Below are 315 nucleotides of genomic sequence, written 5' to 3' on the forward strand. Positions count from 1 at the left end.
GTCGACGTCGGCACCTACGACCACCGTGGTCGTCGTGAAGTCCACTACTGCTGGCCAATCGGCCATCCCGTCGAGGACCGACTCGACGAGCGCCTCGAACGAGACACACAGGCCGTCGCGACTGACGGTGGCTGTGCGGGCGACGTCCGAGCTCGCGAAGCCGTGAGCGACCAAGCGCAGACGGGAGGCCTCGAAGCCCGAACGCAGCGCGCGATCGACGAGGAGATGGACGTCTCCCTCCTTGCGAAGGGCGGCCAGTACGAGGTTCGCTCAGCCTCGGGAAGCATCTACGACGTCGACATCATCGCCGAGACG

Annotated in this window: 1 protein-coding gene; it reads left to right on the plus strand. The window is 66.3% G+C overall.

What is annotated here, in order from left to right:
• The coding region (locus HKX41_10940; protein ID NNC24646.1) for a hypothetical protein at nucleotides 1–315 on the plus strand (315 nt) is incomplete at both ends.

Origin of the sequence: Salifodinibacter halophilus, assembly GCA_012999515.1 — a bacterium.
Classification (GTDB): Bacteria; Pseudomonadota; Gammaproteobacteria; order Nevskiales; family Salinisphaeraceae; genus Salifodinibacter; species Salifodinibacter halophilus.